The sequence below is a fragment of the Variovorax sp. FG153 genome, assembly GCF_057809595.1.
This window is the reverse complement of sequence record NZ_JBMDKG010000001.1, coordinates 218,184-231,472: the sequence shown is the minus strand read 5'-3', so window position 1 is coordinate 231,472 and position 13,289 is coordinate 218,184. Positions and strand designations below refer to the sequence as shown.

At 63.2% G+C, this 13,289-nt stretch carries 18 protein-coding genes and 1 pseudogene; 5 read left to right on the top strand and 14 right to left on the bottom strand.

All coding sequences use genetic code 11. From position 1 onward, the window contains the following. Window positions 1–51 precede the first annotated feature (51 nt). Entirely contained in the window at window positions 52–882 is an 831-nt protein-coding gene (locus ACODT0_RS01070; protein ID WP_489040294.1) for a helix-turn-helix transcriptional regulator, read from the top strand. Between the two features lie 17 nt (window positions 883–899). Here ACODT0_RS01070 and ACODT0_RS01065 read toward each other — a convergent pair whose 3' ends face one another. Beyond that, the gene (locus ACODT0_RS01065) at window positions 900–1,268 is read right to left on the bottom strand and encodes a hypothetical protein (RefSeq protein WP_489040293.1); all 369 of its coding nucleotides are present in this window, start codon (window positions 1,266–1,268) and stop codon (window positions 900–902) included. Between ACODT0_RS01065 and ACODT0_RS01060 the strand changes: the two genes are divergently transcribed. Beyond that, window positions 1,267–1,725, top strand: a complete 459-nt coding sequence (locus tag ACODT0_RS01060) for a hypothetical protein (protein WP_479669552.1) — start codon at window positions 1,267–1,269, stop codon at window positions 1,723–1,725. The two genes, ACODT0_RS01065 and ACODT0_RS01060, sit on opposite strands and share 2 nt — an antisense overlap. Window positions 1,726–1,871: 146 nt before the next feature. On the opposite strand, the pseudogene ACODT0_RS01055 reads toward ACODT0_RS01060, so the two are convergent. The 9 genes and pseudogenes from ACODT0_RS01055 to ACODT0_RS01015 all read right to left on the bottom strand — a co-directional run. Beyond that, window positions 1,872–2,120, bottom strand: a pseudogene (locus ACODT0_RS01055) (IS30 family transposase); the annotation flags it as partial. Between the two features lie 124 nt (window positions 2,121–2,244). Then, window positions 2,245–2,598, bottom strand: coding sequence for a hypothetical protein (locus tag ACODT0_RS01050; protein ID WP_479669553.1), 354 nt, complete (start codon window positions 2,596–2,598; stop codon window positions 2,245–2,247). 45 nt (window positions 2,599–2,643) lie between these two features. Then, window positions 2,644–3,159, bottom strand: a complete 516-nt coding sequence (locus ACODT0_RS01045) for a hypothetical protein (protein WP_489040292.1) — start codon at window positions 3,157–3,159, stop codon at window positions 2,644–2,646. Between the two features lie 47 nt (window positions 3,160–3,206). Next, window positions 3,207–3,617 (bottom strand): hypothetical protein, encoded by a 411-nt coding sequence (locus ACODT0_RS01040; RefSeq protein WP_479669555.1) that lies wholly within the window; start codon window positions 3,615–3,617, stop codon window positions 3,207–3,209. Between the two features lie 297 nt (window positions 3,618–3,914). Beyond that, window positions 3,915–4,898 (bottom strand): IS5 family transposase, encoded by a 984-nt coding sequence (locus ACODT0_RS01035; RefSeq protein WP_489040291.1) that lies wholly within the window; start codon window positions 4,896–4,898, stop codon window positions 3,915–3,917. Window positions 4,899–5,275: 377 nt separating this feature from the next. After that, window positions 5,276–5,620 (bottom strand): hypothetical protein, encoded by a 345-nt coding sequence (locus tag ACODT0_RS01030; protein WP_489040290.1) that lies wholly within the window; start codon window positions 5,618–5,620, stop codon window positions 5,276–5,278. Window positions 5,621–5,654: 34 nt separating this feature from the next. Next, complete coding sequence (locus ACODT0_RS01025; protein WP_479669557.1) at window positions 5,655–6,173, bottom strand: hypothetical protein; 519 nt, start codon at window positions 6,171–6,173, stop codon at window positions 5,655–5,657. 250 nt (window positions 6,174–6,423) lie between these two features. Beyond that, entirely contained in the window at window positions 6,424–6,951 is a 528-nt protein-coding gene (locus ACODT0_RS01020) for a hypothetical protein (protein WP_489040289.1), read from the bottom strand. Window positions 6,952–7,166: 215 nt separating this feature from the next. Continuing rightward, complete coding sequence (locus tag ACODT0_RS01015; protein ID WP_489040288.1) at window positions 7,167–7,622, bottom strand: DUF5990 family protein; 456 nt, start codon at window positions 7,620–7,622, stop codon at window positions 7,167–7,169. Here ACODT0_RS01015 and ACODT0_RS01010 point away from each other — a divergent pair. Next, the gene (locus ACODT0_RS01010) at window positions 7,588–8,112 is read left to right on the top strand and encodes an energy transducer TonB (RefSeq protein ID WP_479672811.1); all 525 of its coding nucleotides are present in this window, start codon (window positions 7,588–7,590) and stop codon (window positions 8,110–8,112) included. The genes ACODT0_RS01015 and ACODT0_RS01010 overlap by 35 nt on opposite strands. A 48-nt stretch (window positions 8,113–8,160) precedes the next feature. Here ACODT0_RS01010 and ACODT0_RS01005 read toward each other — a convergent pair whose 3' ends face one another. Continuing rightward, complete coding sequence (locus tag ACODT0_RS01005; protein ID WP_489040287.1) at window positions 8,161–9,039, bottom strand: aldo/keto reductase family oxidoreductase; 879 nt, start codon at window positions 9,037–9,039, stop codon at window positions 8,161–8,163. Window positions 9,040–9,147: 108 nt separating this feature from the next. Between ACODT0_RS01005 and ACODT0_RS01000 the strand changes: the two genes are divergently transcribed. Beyond that, window positions 9,148–10,050, top strand: a complete 903-nt coding sequence (locus ACODT0_RS01000; protein WP_489040286.1) for a LysR family transcriptional regulator — start codon at window positions 9,148–9,150, stop codon at window positions 10,048–10,050. A 9-nt stretch (window positions 10,051–10,059) separates the two neighbouring features. Here the strand turns inward: ACODT0_RS01000 and ACODT0_RS00995 are convergent, their stop codons facing one another. Next, window positions 10,060–10,542 (bottom strand): Lrp/AsnC family transcriptional regulator, encoded by a 483-nt coding sequence (locus ACODT0_RS00995; RefSeq protein ID WP_489040285.1) that lies wholly within the window; start codon window positions 10,540–10,542, stop codon window positions 10,060–10,062. A 248-nt stretch (window positions 10,543–10,790) separates the two neighbouring features. Here ACODT0_RS00995 and ACODT0_RS00990 point away from each other — a divergent pair, with 248 nt between their 5' ends. After that, the gene (locus tag ACODT0_RS00990; RefSeq protein WP_489040284.1) at window positions 10,791–12,182 is read left to right on the top strand and encodes a tryptophanase; all 1,392 of its coding nucleotides are present in this window, start codon (window positions 10,791–10,793) and stop codon (window positions 12,180–12,182) included. On the opposite strand, the gene map is transcribed toward ACODT0_RS00990, so the two are convergent. Both map and ACODT0_RS00980 read right to left on the bottom strand, forming a co-directional pair. After that, window positions 12,179–12,973 carry a type I methionyl aminopeptidase gene (gene map / locus ACODT0_RS00985; RefSeq protein WP_489040283.1) on the bottom strand — a complete coding sequence of 265 codons (795 nt, stop codon included), beginning with the start codon at window positions 12,971–12,973 and terminating at the stop codon, window positions 12,179–12,181. The genes ACODT0_RS00990 and map overlap by 4 nt on opposite strands. Next, window positions 12,970–13,248, bottom strand: coding sequence for a ParD-like family protein (locus tag ACODT0_RS00980; RefSeq protein ID WP_057589954.1), 279 nt, complete (start codon window positions 13,246–13,248; stop codon window positions 12,970–12,972). Before ACODT0_RS00980 ends, map begins: the two co-directional genes overlap by 4 nt. Between the last annotated feature and the right edge of the window lie 41 nt (window positions 13,249–13,289).

Below are 13,289 nucleotides of genomic sequence, written 5' to 3'. Positions count from 1 at the left end.
CCGGACTGGCTATCATCCGGCCGACCTGGATGTGCAGTCGGAGATGGGCGCATGAACGACGAAGAGCTGATGGCCGCGCAACGCCAGTTGCGCCGAAGCCTGCTGGATGGCCATGGCGCCCTGCGCTGGCGGCCCGCGCGCGACCTGGCCGCGCACCTGCTGCTGCATCTCGACGAACCCGACGACTGCTGGCGCTTCGCCGCCGGCTGGCTGCGCGAGGCCTTCGACGCCGACCGCGTCGACTGCGGCTTCGGCCGCCCCGACGAAGCGTGCTACCGCCCGCAGGCCGAGGCCCTGCGCCGCGACCGCGACGTGCCCTCGGTGATCGGCCTCGCGATCGACGCCGCCGACTGCGGCGTGCAGACCGTCTGGCATGCGCACGGCGTCGTGGTGCTGCGCGACGTCGAGCAGGAGCGCCGGCTCGGCCAGAGCACGCGCGCCGAACTGCTGCGCATGGGCACGCGCGTGAAGATGGCCGCGCCGATCATGGACCGCACGCGCCCGCTGGGGCTGATGTGCGTCGACTGGATGGATGCCTGCGAGCCGGCGCGCGACGAGCGCTGGGCGCGCTTCGAGGAGATCGCTGCGGTGGTGCTCGGGCCGGTGATGAGCGCGGCGCAGCGCGTGGCGGGTGGAACGCAGCGGGTTGCTGGCCGGCCGGTGCATGACGGCGATGCGATCGATCTGCTCGAGAGCTTGACGCCGGCCGAGCGCACGGTGGCTCGGCTGGCGGTCGATGGGTTGAGCTACAAGGAGATTGCGCGAAAGCTCAATCGGTCGTTCTCGACGGTGGATCACCAGTTGCGCAGTGCGCGGAGCAAGCTGGGGGTGAGTTCCACGGCGCGGTTGGTGAATTTGATGTCGGGGACACGGGCGCATTGAGCGGGGCGACCTCGCACTCAACCGCACGGCCGCAGTGCTGCCGCGGCCAACAACCCACTGATTCTTCGGGCGTCTGACGCTGCGCTGGGTGCCCATGTCCTGTCCGCTTGGTTGCCCAACGTTCCAGCATCAAGGCCCGACGCCAAAGTTGCGAAGACATCGGACCAGAACTGCCTCTCCTCGCTGGTGCTGAACAGCTCCTCCAGGTCGAAGTCATGGCCGGGGAAAAACGATGAGGACTCCGACTCGAACTTGCTCACGAACAGGGCGTGCTCGTTTTCCTCGATACATCTCCGTGCGCAGGCGAGGGCGAACTCCACCAGGGCCGCGGATCGCTTGTTCGACACCACGACTGAGCCGCAGCTTGTGAAAAAGGAGGCGCTCATGAAAGTTGATTGCCAAGAGTACACAGCATACGTTCCTCGCATCCTGATTGGCTCCCGCCTTCGTGATGGCTGCCGGTCAACATCGCATCGTCTGGGACGATGCAGAATCCCCAAAAAACCCAACGCGCTATTTATGTCCCGACGTCTTTGGTCCATTCTTTCTCTGTTCGTGATTGCACTCGGTGTCACCGCATATTTTTCGTTCTTGGCAGGGGCGAGTCGTGCGCGTGCAGTCAACGCCGTAGTCAACTCGGTGTCAATCAAGGCCGAAGAGCAGTGCTATAAAACCAACGACCTGGAGTGCTTCCGGGCGAGTTGGATTCTGCGAGCCGGGATGACAGCCACGTCCGCTCACCGCTCGCTGGAAGGTTTCTATCCCTCCGCCGCAGAGCCTGAACTCCGTTCGTACATCCAATGGGCCGAGCAACTTCCAAAGATCCACACGCCCGAAAAATAAGCATCGTCGACATTTCAACTGCCACCACCGCCAGAAACAGATCTTCGACGGCGTCGCAGAAATTTCTCTTGGCCCATGTTCTTGATTCTGCGGCGACCAAGATCAAACATCATCAGTAGTCGTGCTATTTTTTTGAGAGGGCGGTCTCAAACCCCAAGTGCAACACCGTCTGGAAACTGCGCATTGTGGTCGAGGCAGTCCTGGAAGAAGGCCTCCGCAGGCGTCCTCCAATCGAGCGTGTTGCGCGGACGGGTGTTGAGCTCCCAGGCAATGGCATCGAGCTGGCGCTGGCTGTAGACGCTCAGGTCGGTGCCTTTAGGCAGGTACTGCCTGATCAGTCCATTGATGTTCTCGTTGCGCCCCCGCTGCCACGGGCTGTGGGGATCGGCAAAGTGCGCTTTCCGTCACCCAGTTGCACCAATGCCAACTGATAGTCCCGACCCTCTGCGACATCGGCACGCTTCCGCATAGACGCCCCCCCAAATTCTGAGCCACTATCGAACGACCGGTTCTGGCCGGCTACAGCCGCTCGATGGAACGAGCAAGCATTTCGGCTGCGCAGGCGGACATGTGACCGCATCCATCGAAACCCGAGACCGGGGCAGATAACGTTCCGCTCACTGTCACGCGCTTACCGTGCCATCGCTTGAGTTGATCTTCATTGAACCGAAGCGCTCCGTTACCGACGCTCAACCAAATGCTTGAAGGGCGGATCGGCCCTATTCGGCCCGGTTCGCGCCGCTCCACCTTCGGGAAGTGATCGATGGACGTGTCCTCGAACTCGAAGCAGAGGACGCCTTCAACCGTGATCTCCTGGCCAGCCACCTCTTGCAAAGCATCGATAGCGGAATTTATAGACAGGGTCGTGGTCATCGGTTTAGCTACTGTTGCTGAACGTCCGGTTGTGGCCGTTTGCAGCTAAATGCCACTTGCCCAGAAAAACTGCGGAGCGATCGCAACCGAGAATAATTCATCAAACTCGGCGACAAATTTTTTCTTAAAAGGGCCCTGCTTGGTGATGCGGTAGGGCATGTAGATGAAGCGTGAGAACCCTTCTGCTTCAACGTGTACCCGAACCCCATCGGGGGCGCTTGGTGAGTATTCATCGGGAATGTTCACGTTCGCAGCGAGAGCCACCGCCGACAGCTTTCCGGCGGCTGCATCAGCAGCAAAGTTGCAGCCAAGTAGTTTGTAAATCTCTTGAGCATTTGGCCGCTCTTGGCCGTTGTGACCACCAACGCTTCCAAACTTTCCGTCATTCGTCAACGTCGCACCGAATGGGTAGAAGTCTCCTGTGTCCTTCAGCATCGTTTTTGCGAAGTCGGTGCAGTAGGTGACAAGCGCGCTGAGTTGTTCGGGGGATACTGCCATTAGTTCTCCATTTAATGCAATTTGATCGCCGAATGCTTTTTCAGGGTGTTCCGCTTGCTTCACAACAACTTTCCGGTTGTGGCTGCATCCGGTCAGCGATGCACATGCACTTACCTCTGTATAAAGCGAACCATGGGCTCAATTTTTGAGATTACGCTCAGACATCCGTCGGAGGAAACTATGAGCCATTCTCTAAAGTCGCCGATGGCACTTGTCACATTCAGCATGCCGTAGGACTGCTCTTGCTCCATCCAGCCACCTTGCTTGACCTCGAAGATTGTGTGCCCTGTCTGTACAGGGACTACCCCCCAATAAGAGAGCAAGTCTCCCTCATCGAGGAATCTAAATCCTCTTGGAATCGAGAATAAAACCTCTAGGTATCTGTCTTCGTCATCATGAGTGCGGTCAAAGCTGACCACGACGCGCAAACCAGTAACTCCGAGCGTCAATTCACTAATATCCGAAAAACTAAAGCTGACTACGGGCTGCTCGAACGGCTTTGTAATTACGGAAGATTTCATATTCAGTCAAGCAAAAAACATCTTTAGTGCATCTTTTGCGCGAGGGGCAGCTTCTGGCCAGTAGGCGTCAAACCCATCGCCCTTCAAATTCGACGTCGACGGAACCTCCGTTAACCCGAACAAGGTAGAAGCTTCCACTAGGGATGGTCTGCAGAACGCGAATGCCTATCGCGACTAAATGGATAGGGTGACGGCAGCCATTCTGATGATCAGATCGAACAGCCCCATCATCGATCTGCTGCGCCAGACACCCATTACGCGGGCCTCGCGAGGCCGATTCGAGTGCTGCAGACGCACTCATCCCCTGGCTCCCATCAACTTCCTGCGCGCCATCCACAGATTCGACAGCGCAAACAGCGTGACGATCTGCGCTGTGTTCTTCATCAAGCCGCGGTAGCGAACCTTCGTAAACCCGAACTGCTGCTTGATCACTCGGAACGGGTGCTCGACCTTGGCTCGGATGCTGGCCTTCATCTTCTCCACCCGCTCGGCCACGAACTCGGGTTCAATGAACGGATTCAATATCCTGCGCTGACCCAGACGCATCGCTACGTGCCAGGTCGGCCCCACAGCCTCCGCCCGCTTGTGCACGCCCTGATAGCCGGAATCCCCGAACGCCGCATGTTCCTCGCCATGCAAGAGCGCACCGGCCACGTTGATGTCGCTGACGTTCGCCGCCGTGCCTACCACTGTGTGCACCAGGCCTGATGCGGCATCCACACCAATGTGCGCCTTCATCCCGAAGTACCACTGGTTGCCCTTCTTGACTTGGTGCATCTCTGGGTCGCGTTCACCTTCAGCGTTCTTGGTCGAACTGGGCGCCGCGATCAAGGTGGCATCCACGGCTGTGCCCGTGCGCAGCATCAGGCCTTTGGCTTGCAGGATGTCGTTGACCACGCGCAGCATGTCAACGGCCAGGTCATGGACCTCCAGCAGATGACGGAATCGCAAGATGGTGGTCTCGTCAGGCAGGCGGCTCGCGCCGTCGCCCAGACCAGCAAACTCCCGGTACAGGGGAACGTCGTGCAACGCCTCCTCCATCGCCGGATCGCTCAGTCCGAACCACTGCTGCAAGTAGTGAATGCGCAGCATCGTCTCGATGGCAAATGGCGGGCGGCCGGTCTTGGCTCGCGGGCTGTGCGGCTCGACGATCTGTACCAGCGCCCTCCATGGAACCACCCGATCCATTTCATCGAGGAATTCGCGCTTGCGGGTCTTCTTCGTCGACAGGTTCAGGCCCAGGCCAAGCTGAATCGGCGGCGTTACGCGTTTGGCAATCATGGTTCAGATCATGCAAGGCTTGCGCCGGTTTTGCAGACCATCCCTAGAGAAAAGTCCTGCATGGAGGCTGCCCGTACGGATCTTGTAGTCCGCTCCCAAATGAACGGGATTTCCGTCCAAGTCCTCATATGGATAGGTTGATTGGTCCCAGAAGTTGAGCACCACTTCCCCGCTCTCGGCTGTCACCAAGTTGCATGCCGTTCGCTCCATTTGCGTACGAGGAAAAAATGGCAGCGGATTTACGTATGGGTTCATCATCAGAGGGCTCGCTCACTGACTGCTTTTGGGTGAACGGTGCTGTGGCGTTGACCGACCGCTTCTGGCCGCATTCTGCCCCCAATGCGAGCCGGGTTAAGTAGGCCGCCCGAAGTATGCGATCAAGAACGCTCTCGCAAGAACGTTTCATCATCACCATAAAGGCTGCTTGAAGCGAAACGCACAACGAAACCGGCGCCTTCGTCTCGAGCTTCGTAGCCTGGCAAACCATCGTCTCTTTGGATCTCCTGCACCACCAAGTTCATCGCTGTCCAGGAAACTGGGCCAGCCAGATAGGTGCAGTTGAAAAATGCCAGTCCAACTGGCTCCTGCCGGCTGGTCGGATCAGTCAATTTCACGATGAGGCGGTCCTGGTCGTTCCTAAATGAATTGATACTCGCGTCCGCGCCGCGCCACCCGTCGAGGCGACGCTGAAACGCTGTCAAATCCAGAGCTTTGAAGATCATCTCGATGTCTGCTTGTGGCCGTATGCCGCCTCGTTCAGCGAATTTCGATGCGGCCATCTGCACAACGTACTACCTCAGCACGCCATTCGGGCTTGTCCATTCCATCGTTGCTCTGGATACCAAAGGTCTCGACTTCGCCAGTTTCCGAAAGTGGGTCGCAGGTCCACCAAGCCGATTCATAGGGCGTGTCGCCACGTTCGTGCTCGTATGCGACTGCGACCGGTTCGGAAACTGCGACGGCAACTTGTCGAAGCCACGTAAGGAAATCCAGATTCCACTTCCCGAGGTAGCCCTCCTTTTCGCCATCGCGGAGGTCGGCTTCGTGCAATACAGGACGAGCGTTCTCCGTACGCCAAAGTAGTTCATCAGAATCCGGTGGTACATGTGTATGCCCGTAGACGTCTTCGAGCAACAAGACGGACTTCACGTCGATGAGCAGAAGCTGCTCACTCACCTTCGCAACGCTCAAGGCGTCGTGAAGCGATGCGCAAAGCGAGAGATGCTGCGCGGTCTTTCCGCCGGCGGGAACTGAGAGCAGAACGTCAATTGGCATGAGGTAGATGCATGGGAGGAACGACCGCTTTGGAGCAAATTTTGAGGGCAGCCCGAATCACTGGTCCTGGCCGCAAGCGATCTGCAGGACGGATCGCTAGTGCGGTCTGAGCGTGGTATGCCTCTACCACCAAAATATAGGCCCCTATCATGCTGCCCGTCGAGCTGCTGAGCGTCTCCTCCTGTCGAGCATTCACGGTTCGGAACATGGGACCGCAGACCACCCGATCGCCGTCGACGAGGTCTCGTCTCTACGGTTCCCGCGACGTGTTGTCCTTACTGACGTGGTCCAGCAGATCATCAACGGTATCGAACGACATCGTTCCTGCATCCACATCCCGCTCTGCGATTGCAAGGTCATCGAGACCGAGTTGTTCGTCGAGCTGAGCATGGATCCAGCTGTCGGGGAACTGGCGTGGTGCTTCGAAGCGCAGAAGTGTCGCCTCCGCGAGCACAACGACCGACTTCAAGACCAGATCGGATCGCAGGCTGGTGGATTCCTTCACTGGCTCGTCACCGACGGCCTCTTCGATTTCGCCGACGATCTGGTCGATGATCAGGCCCCACTGCGCTGGCGAGACGCCGAGTATCTGGTCGATGCGGCGCAGCAGAACCGTGGCGTCCGGCACTCCCCCGTCCTCGAGTTCAGGATCGACGTTGACCCAAACGTCAGCTTGCGCCGCCAACACTCGCGCCCGGCCGACGACGATGTCCTCGCGCACCTCGACATCGGTGAGCACCCCGCTGCTTGAGATCGCTTCTCTGAATTCGTGGAACATTCCATCTTCCTGCGTGAAACTGTCGTCCGAGTCTGCTTCCGGCCGATCGTACCCATTCGTGCCAGGCCTACCTCGGCCTGCCTGTCGATGATCGGCATCGAGCGCGTGGCGGCCACCGAGGCCCATCCGCGAACCCGACCGAAGCGAAATCCTTCATCGAGAAGACTCCAGCCCGTCACGCCCAAAGAACATGTTCTCGAAGCCCTTTCATCGGCTCAATCCGACCGCATCACCATTTGCCAAGAAATCTGCGGCGCCCGAACACTCGCGCACACCGGCCCCCCATCCTTCATCGTTCCTTCGATGCATGCCTCGATCGCGGCATTCGGGTCGCCCGCTGCGCGCTCCACCAGCGCGATCGGAATATCGGCCAGCTTGATCTTCGCCCTTCGCTGCCACGGCGTTCCCGTCTGCCCCGCGGACAACCCAGAGTTCACGTACACGAATCGATCCGCGGGCGTGCCTTGCGCGAAAGGGCCTCGGAAGTTGGGAGAACCATCGGCGAGTGCGGGACCAAGTGTCAGCGTGATGGCGAAGGACACCGAGTCCGCCGTCGCGAGGAATGGCTTCACCAACTCATCGCGCCCGCGCTGCACGGCAAAGTCGACGCCCGGCGGCGGCGACTGCAGCGTGAGAATGAGTTGGAGGTTTGCTCGGTGGTCGGTCCGCATGGGGCTGCAGTTTAGAGGCGACCTCGGCGCTGGCGCGCGCGAGATTGGCACATCGAACATCGTCGAGACAGAATCCCCGATCTCCCCAAAAGACTCGAGCACCCGGAATGCTCGTCCGCCTCCCATGACAAGACTGATTCACGCCCTGGCTTTGCTCGCCGTGCTGGGCGGTTGTGCGTCCGGTGCAAAACCTCCGCCGGAGGCCATGCCCGCGATCCCAAGCCCCTTCATGTCCGTGTGTCGAGACTTGGGAACGCCCACATTTCCCACACTTGTCTTTCCGCGAGCGGCCCGCGAAGCCCGGCAGGATGGCTGGGTCATCCTGGAACATGACGTGGCCGATGGACGAATGACCAACATCAGGGTGATCGCATCGAGCCCCCAGGGCATGTTCGAGGAATCGGTGACCACCTGGGCACCCTCTGTCTACTTTCCATTGCGAAAGGATGGGCGAGGATGTCGTCGAGCGATCGTGTTCCACAACCAATAGAGGTCTTTGACTTTTCTGGAACACGGAGCAGGCATCGACGCCCGTCCTTCAGTGCCTTGCCCCAGCGCCAATGGTGTCCAGCCGCGCCACAGCCTCGGCCGGCAACTTCAGCCCGGCCGCCGCCAGGTTCTCCCGCAGATGCCCCAGCGACGAAGTCCCCGGAATCAGCAGCAGGTTCGGCGAGCGCTGCAGCAGCCAGGCCAGTGCCACCTGCATCGGCGTGGCCCCGAGTTCACCCGCCACATCCGACAGCACCCCCGACTGCAGCGGCGTGAAGCCCCCGAGCGGGAAGAAGGGCACATAGGCAATGCCCTCGCGCGCCAGCTTCTCGACCAGCGCGTCGTCGCCGCGGTTCGCGAGGTTGTACATGTTCTGCACGCCGACGATCGGCACGATGCGCCGGCCGTCGTCGACCTGCTTCGCGGTCACGTTGCTCAGGCCGATGTGGCGGATCAGGCCCTGCTGGCGCAACTCGGCCAGCGCGGTCAGCGGCGCCTCGAGCGAGCCTTCGGCCGGCCCGTGCACGCCCAGCATGCTGCGCATGTTGACGACATCGAGCACGTCGAGGCCGAGGTTGCGCAGGTTGTCGTGCACCGCCTGGCGCAGCTCGGCCGGCGAGGCCGCGAGGTTCCACGAGGCATCGGCCCCGCGCGTGGCGCCGACCTTGGTGACGATGGTCAGGTCGTCGCGGTACGGGTGCAGCGCCTCGCGGATGATCTGGTTGGTGACGTGCGGGCCGTAGAAGTCGCTGGTGTCGATGTGGTCCACGCCGGCCTCGAGCGCGGCGCGCAGCACCGCCACGGCGGCGGCACGGTCCTTCGGCGGGCCGTAGACGCCGGGGCCGGCGAGCTGCATGGCGCCGTAGCCCATGCGCTTCACGTCGCGGCTGCCGAGGCGGAAGGTGGAGATGTCGTCGAGCGGGTTCATCAGGTGTCCTTTCAGGTTGACGCTGAATGTAGGCACCGCGGCGGCGTACGATAAGCCGGCTCGATGCGCACGGGTCGTGCGGAAAAACGAACAATCGAAAGACAGGCGATGACGGAACAGCTCGGCGATCTGGCGGTCTTCGTGGCGGTGGCGCGCGCGGGCGGCTTTCGCGAGGCGGCGCGGCTGCAGGGCGTGAGCGCCTCCAGCCTCAGCGCGTCCATGCGCCGGCTCGAAACGCGGCTGGGCGTGCGCCTCCTGCACCGCAGCACCCGCAGCGTAGTGCCCACCGAGGCCGGCGCGCGGCTGCTCGACCGGCTCGGGCCGGCGCTCGGCGAGGTCGAGGCCGCGCTCGACGTGGTCAACGGCTTTCGCGACAAGCCCGCGGGCACCCTGCGGCTCAACGTGCCCGCGAGCGCGTCGCGGCTGGTGCTGCCGGCGATCGTGCCGCCCTTCCTCGCGGCCTATCCCGAGATCCTGCTCGAGGTGGTGGTCGAGGAAAGCTTCGTCGACGTGCTGGCCGCGGGCTGCGATGCCGGCATCCGCTACGAGGAACGGCTCGAGCAGGACGTGATCGCGATCCCGATCGGCCCGCGCCGCCAGCGCATGGCGACCGCGGCCTCGCCGGCCTACCTCGCGGCGCACGGCCGCCCCCTGCATCCGCGCGACCTGCTGCAGCACGCCTGCCTGCGCGGGCGTTTCGCGAGCGGCGCGATGGCGAGTTGGGACTTCGAGCGCGAGGGCGAGGTGGTGACGGTGGACGTCGACGGCCCGCTGATCGTGCGCCTGGGCGGCGGCGTCGAGCTCGCGGTCGAGACGGCGGTGGCCGGCATCGGCGTGATCCACCTGTTCGAGGAATGGCTGCAGCCGCAACTGACCAGCGGCGCGCTGGTGCCCGTGCTCGAGGACTGGTGGCAGCCCTTCACCGGGCCCTTTCTCTACTACCGGGGCCGCGAGCGGCTGCCGGCGCCGCTGCGCGCCTTCGTCGACTTCGTGCAGTCGCGGCGCGGCTGAGGTCGCCTCTCAGTCGCCGGCCTGCGCCAGCGGCAACGCCGCGCCGCCCTTGAGCTCCTCGAGGCACACGCTCGAGCGCACCATGCTCACGCCGGGCAGCGCCGAGAGCTTCTCGGTCAGGAAGCTGCTGAGCGCCTCGAGGTCGCGCGCGATCACCTTGAGCACGTAGTCGACATCGCCCGTCACCGAGTGGCATTCGAGCACGTCGGGCAGTTGCGTCACGGCCTGGCGGAAGCGCTTGAAGTCGCGCACATGGCCGCGCTCCATCGCGATGTGGACGAAGGCCATCACGCGCAGGCCCACGGCCGCGGGCCGCAGCCGCGCCTCGTAGCGCGCGATCACGCCCTCTTCCTCGAGCCGATGGTGCCGGCGGCTGCATTGCGCGGGCGAGAGCCCGACCGCGGCCGCGAGCTCGAGGTTGGAGATGCGGCCCTGGCCCTGCAGCACCTCGAGCATGCGGGTGTCCATCGAGTCCAGCGGTACGGATTGCAAGATGTTCTCCTGTTTGATGGGAATGGCGAAAGGACTTTTCTTCTTCGAGGGGCGATCCCCAGGCGAGATGAAAACCCATTGCACGAGCCGGACGAAAGAATCGTTGCGAGCTCGACCCAGGGGCGAAGAAGGCGAGACATCTTCTCTCGATAGGCAACGAATGCGCAACTGCATTGCATCGCCATTCGCGAATGCCTCCGGGGTCGGCCATCCGATCCATCCGCACCGAGCTTCGACCAGGAGAACCCATGAAGCGCATCCCCGAACCGTTCCGCATCAAGACCATCGAGCGCATCGCCCTGACCAGCCGCGCGCACCGCGAGCAGGCCCTGCTCGACGCGGGGCTCAACCCCTTCCTGCTGCGCAGCGACGACGTCTTCATCGACCTGCTGACCGACAGCGGCAGCGGCGCGATGAGCGACCGCCAATGGGCCGCGATGATGGCGGCCGACGAGTCCTATGCCGGCAGCCGCAGCTACTACCGGCTCGCCGACACCATCGAGAAGGTCTTCGGCCATCGCCACACGGTACCCGCGCACCAGGGCCGCGGGGCCGAGCAGCTGCTTTACCCAGAGCTCGTGAAGCGCCGCGGCGCGAAGCAGCCGGTGTTCCTGTCGAACTTCCACTTCGACACCACCAAGCTCCACATCGAGCTGGCCGGCGCGCGCGCGCTCAACGCACTGACGAAGGAGGCACTGGACACCGCCACGTACCACGACTGGAAAGGCAACTTCGACCTCGACGAACTCGCGCGGCTGATCGAGACGCACGGCGCGGCCAACGTGGTGGCGCTGGTGGCCACCGTGACCTGCAACACCAGCGGCGGCCAGCCGGTCGCGCTGGCCAACCTGCGCGCGGCCTCGCGGCTCGCGCGCGAAGCAGGTATTCCGGTGGTGATCGATGCCACGCGCTTCGCGGAGAACGCCTGGTTCATCCACGAGCGCGAGGTCGGCCAGGCGCAGCGCGACGTACCCGGCATCGTGCGCGACATGATGGCCTGCGCCGACATCGCGGTGATGTCGTCGAAGAAGGACGGGCTGGTCAACATCGGCGGCTTCTGCAGCTTCCGCGACGACGAGGACCTGTTTCGCGCCGTGCAGGAACGCTGCGTGGTCAGCGAGGGCTTCATCACCTACGGCGGCCTCGCGGGCCGCGACATGGAGGCGCTCGCGGTCGGCCTCGAGGAGGCCATGGATGCCGACTACCTGCGCTACCGCGTCGGCCAGGTCGCCTACCTCGGCGAGCGGCTGCGTGCGCAGGGCATCCCGATCCAGCACCCGACCGGCGGCCACGCCGTGTTCGTCGACGCGGCCGCACTGCTGCCGCACCTGCCGGCCGACAGCTTTCCCGCGCATGCGCTCGCCTGCGAGCTGTACCTCGAAGCGGGCGTGCGCGCGGTGGAGATCGGCTCGCTGCTGCTCGGGCGCGATCCCGTCACCGGGCTCCAGGAGAAGGCGCCGCTCGAATCGATGCGGCTCACGATCCCGCGGCGCGTCTACACCAACGACCACATGGACTACGTGGCCGACGCACTGGCCGAGGTGGCGCGGCGCGCCGCGCGCATCCGCGGCATGGCCTTCACCTACGAGCCGGCGCTGCTGCGCAACTTCACGGCGCGTTTTCGCTGGGCCGACAACTAACCGATGGGCGGGTAGCTGCCCGTGCCCTCGGGCCAGGGCGTCAGCACCTCGAAGCCGTCCTCGGTCACCGCGACCATGTGCTCCCACTGCGCCGACAGCGAATGGTCGCGCGTGACCACGGTCCAGCCGTCGGGCAGCTCGCGCGTTTCGCGGCGGCCCGCGTTGATCATCGGCTCGATGGTGAAGACCATGCCGGGCGCGAGCCGCAGGCCTTCGCCGGGCCGGCCGTAGTGCAGCACCTGCGGATCGTCGTGATAGATCTGCCCGATGCCGTGGCCGCAGTACTCGCGCACCACGCTGAAACGCTCGCGGTGCGCCACGCTCTGGATCGCATGGCCCACGTCGCCCAGCGTCGCGCCCGGGCGCACGGCCAGGATGCCGGCGCGCATGGCCTCGTAGGTGGTCTCGACCAGCCGGCGCGCGAGCGGGCTCGGCTCGTCGACGAAGTACATGCGGCTGCAGTCGCCGAACCAGCCGTCCTTGATCACGGCCACGTCGATGTTGACGATGTCGCCCTTCTTCAGCGTCTTCTGCGCCGAGGGAATGCCGTGGCAGACCACGTGGTTGACGGAGGTGCATACCGTCTTCGGGAAGCCCTTGTAGCCCACGTTGGCCGGGATCGCGTGCTGCACGTTGACGATGTAGTCGTGGCAGAGGCTGTCGAGCTCCCCGGTGGTGACGCCGGGCTTCACGTACGCGCCGATCATCCGCAGCACCTCGGCCGCGAGGTGCCCGGCCTTGCGCGACAGCGCGATCTGCTCGGGCGTCTTCAGGGACACGGCCATGTTCATTGCACGACCTTCGCCGCCCGCCCCGCCGCGCGGCCCGATGGCCGCGGCGCATGCGGCTCGCTCGGCGCGCAGGCCATCGCGAGGTCGAGCCCGCCGGCCATCTCGGCGCGCACCAGCAGCTGGCACAGCTCGCGGTGATCGAGGTCGGGATGCAGCTCGGCGAGCATGCCGATGCGCATCCAGTGCTCGGCCTGCGCGTTGATGGAGCGGCTCAGCGCGGTGCCCGCGACGCGCAGGTTCTCGTGCATGAGGTCGGAGATCTTGACGATGCCCATGGTTGTTCTTCTATATGAAACGTATACAAATCATATAGCAT